At 50.9% G+C, this 2923-nt stretch carries 1 rRNA gene; it reads right to left on the bottom strand.

The features are described from left to right. Positions 1–11 precede the first annotated feature (11 nt). Positions 12–2901 (bottom strand): 23S ribosomal RNA (locus VF685_RS13985). Between the last annotated feature and the right edge of the window lie 22 nt (positions 2902–2923).

Here is a 2923-nt window from a genome sequence, read left to right as displayed (position 1 = left end):
TTGGGTGTTGTATAGTCAAGCCTCACGAGCAATTAGTATTGGTCAGCTTCACATATCGCTATGCTTCCACACCCAACCTATCAACGTCCTAGTCTCGAACGGCTCTTTAGAGGAATAAATTCCTAGGGAAATCTTATCTTGAGGTAGGCTTCCCGCTTAGATGCTTTCAGCGGTTATCCCTTCCGAACATAGCTACCCGGCGATGCGACTGGCGTCACAACCGGTACACCAGAGGTTCGTCCACTCTGGTCCTCTCGTACTAGGAGCAGATCCTCTCAAATTTCCAGCGCCCACGGTAGATAGGGACCGAACTGTCTCACGACGTTCTAAACCCAGCTCGCGTACCTCTTTAAATGGCGAACAGCCATACCCTTGGGACCTGCTTCAGCCCCAGGATGAGATGAGCCGACATCGAGGTGCCAAACACCGCCGTCGATATGAACTCTTGGGCGGTATCAGCCTGTTATCCCCAGAGTACCTTTTATCCGTTGAGCGATGGCCCTTCCATACAGAACCACCGGATCACTAAGACCTACTTTCGTACCTGCTCGACTTGTGGGTCTCGCAGTTAAGCGCGCTTTTGCCTTTATACTCTACGCGTGATTTCCGACCACGCTGAGCGCACCTTCGTACTCCTCCGTTACTCTTTAGGAGGAGACCGCCCCAGTCAAACTACCCACCAGACATGGTCCTCGTCCCGGATCACGGGACAGAGTTAGAACCTCAACATTACCAGGGTGGTATTTCAAGGACGGCTCCATTGGAACTGGCGTTCCAACTTCAAAGCCTCCCACCTATCCTACACAAGTAAGGTCAAAGTTCAATGTCAAGCTGCAGTAAAGGTTCACGGGGTCTTTCCGTCTAGCCGCGGGTACACTGCATCTTCACAGCGATTTCGATTTCACTGAGCCTCTGCTGGAGACAGCGCCGCCATCATTATGCCATTCGTGCAGGTCGGAACTTACCCGACAAGGAATTTCGCTACCTTAGGACCGTTATAGTTACGGCCGCCGTTTACTGGGGCTTCGATCAAGAGCTTCGCTTACGCTAACCCCATCAATTAACCTTCCAGCACCGGGCAGGCATCACACCCTATACGTCCACTTTCGTGTTTGCAGAGTGCTATGTTTTTAATAAACAGTTGCAGCGGCCTGGTTTCTGCGGCTGTCAACCGCTCAGGGAGCAAGTCCCATCACCGTCAACAGCGTACCTTCTCCCGAAGTTACGGTACCATTTTGCCTAGTTCCTTCAGCAGAGTTCTCTCAAGCGCTTTGGTCTACTCGACCTGACCACCTGTGTCGGTTTCGGGTACGATTCCAGTGTAACTGAAGCTTAGAGACTTTTCCTGGAAGCATGGTATCAGCCACTTCGCTAGTAAACTAGCTTGCTATCAGCTCTCAGCATAGAGCACCCCGGATTTGCCTAAGATGCATGCCTACAGCCTTCCACCTGGACAACCAACGCCAGGCTGACTTAACCTTCTCCGTCCTCTCATCGCATTACACTGAAGTATTGGAATATTAACCAATTTCCCATCGACTACGCCTCTCGGCCTCGCCTTAGGGGTCGACTCACCCAGCCCCGATTAACGTTGGACTGGAACCCTTGGTCTTTCAGCGAACGGGTTTTTCACCCGTTTTGTCGTTACTCACGTCAGCATTCGCACTTCTGATACCTCCAGCAGACTTCTCAATCCACCTTCATCGGCTTACAGAACGCTCCCCTACCACGTATACAATGTATACATCCGCAGCTTCGGCACATAGTTTTAGCCCCGTTACATCTTCCGCGCAGGCCGACTCGACTAGTGAGCTATTACGCTTTCTTTAAAGGGTGGCTGCTTCTAAGCCAACCTCCTAGCTGTCTATGCCTTCCCACATCGTTTCCCACTTAACTATGATTTTGGGGCCTTAGCTGGCGGTCTGGATTGTTTTCCTCTTGACTACGGACGTTAGCACCCGCAGTCTGTCTCCCGGATAGTACTCATCGGTATTCGGAGTTTGCATCGGTTTGGTAAGTCGGGATGACCCCCTAGCCGAAACAGTGCTCTACCCCCAATGGTATTCGTCCGAGGCGCTACCTAAATAGCTTTCGGGGAGAACCAGCTATCACCAGGCTTGATTAGCCTTTCACCCCTATCCACAAGTCATCCCCTGGCTTTTCAACGACAGTGGGTTCGGTCCTCCAGTTAGTGTTACCCAACCTTCAACCTGCTCATGGATAGATCGCCTGGTTTCGGGTCTACACCCAGCAACTATACGCCCTATTAAGACTCGGTTTCCCTACGGCTCCCCTATGCGGTTAACCTTGCTACTGAATGTAAGTCGCTGACCCATTATACAAAAGGTACGCAGTCACCGAACAAGTCGGCTCCCACTGCTTGTATGCATGCGGTTTCAGGATCTATTTCACTCCCCTCACAGGGGTTCTTTTCGCCTTTCCCTCACGGTACTGGTTCACTATCGGTCAGTCAGGAGTATTTAGCCTTGGAGGATGGTCCCCCCATATTCAGACAAGGTTTCACGTGCCTCGCCCTACTCGTCATCATTATGTGTGCCCTTTCGTGTACAGGACTATCACCCACTATGGTTGCACTTCCCAGAGCATTCCACTAAAACACACATAACTTAATGGGCTGTTCCCCTTTCGCTCGCCGCTACTGAGGGAATCTCAATTGATTTCTTTTCCTAAGGGTACTGAGATGTTTCACTTCCCCTCGTTCGCCTCAATACACTATGTATTCATGTATTGATACCTACCTTATGGTAAGTGGGTTTCCCCATTCAGACATCTCCGGATCAAAGGATATTTGCCGCCTCCCCGGAGCTTTTCGCAGGCTATCACGTCTTTCTTCGCCTCTGACTGCCAAGGCATCCACCACATGCACTTAATTACTTGACTATACAACCCCAAACAGTCGTTA

This window comes from Acinetobacter sp. Brlt_5 (assembly GCF_051949055.1).
GTDB classification, from domain to species: domain Bacteria; phylum Pseudomonadota; class Gammaproteobacteria; order Pseudomonadales; family Moraxellaceae; genus Acinetobacter; species Acinetobacter indicus.
The sequence above is the reverse complement of the archived record's forward strand: the minus strand, read 5'-3'. Positions and strand labels throughout refer to the sequence as shown.